General features: G+C 70.8%; 1 protein-coding gene. It reads right to left on the minus strand.

Annotation, left to right across the window (positions count from 1 at the left end; all coding sequences use genetic code 11):
- Positions 1-65: 65 nt before the first annotated feature.
- Positions 66-749: putative bifunctional diguanylate cyclase/phosphodiesterase (locus AC27IO_RS25010; RefSeq protein ID WP_498741317.1), on the minus strand; the 684-nt coding region annotated here is incomplete at its 5' end.

Consider the following 749-nt stretch of genomic DNA (forward strand, 5'->3'; position numbering starts at 1 on the left):
CTAGGGCATATAGCTATTATTTTTATAGCAATCGATCCGCACGCCCGTCCACCGCCCGTGCCGGCTCAGTGGACGGCCCCGCCCGCCTGTCCGCGCAGCAGCGCCGTGAACGCCTCGGCCGGCAGCGGGCGCTGGCACAGGTAGCCCTGGTAGCGGTCGCACCCGCGCTCGCGCAGGAAGGCCAGTTGCTCGGGGGTCTCCACGCCTTCGGCCAGCACCGCCAGACCCAGGCTGTGGCCCATGGCGATGATGGCCGTGCAGATGGCCATGTCGTCGCTGTTTTGCGGCAGGTCGCGGATGAAGCCCTGGTCGATCTTGAGCACGTCAATGGGAAAGCGCTTGAGGTGGGCGAGCGACGAATAGCCCGTGCCGAAGTCGTCGATGGCCATGCGCAGGCCCAGGCCGCGCAGGCGCAGCAGCACCTGGCGGGCCTCCTCGGGGCGTTCGGCGAGCGCGCCTTCGGTGATCTCCAGCTCCAGCTGCGTGGGCGGGTAGCCCGAGGCGGACAGGGCCGACGCCGCGCAGCCGGCCAGGTCGGTCAGGTGGAACTGGCGCGGCGACACGTTCACGGCCATGGTCAGGGCGGGCAGCCCGGCCTGCCGCCATGCCTGGGCCTGGCGGCAGGCCTCGTGCATGACCCATTCGCCCAGCGGGCCGATCACGCCGGAGTGCTCGGCCACCGGGATGAAGCGCGCGGGGGAGATCATGCCCTCCTGCGGGTCCATCCAGCGCACCAGCGCCTCGGCGCC

Source organism: Acidovorax sp. KNOB132, from assembly GCF_057541515.1.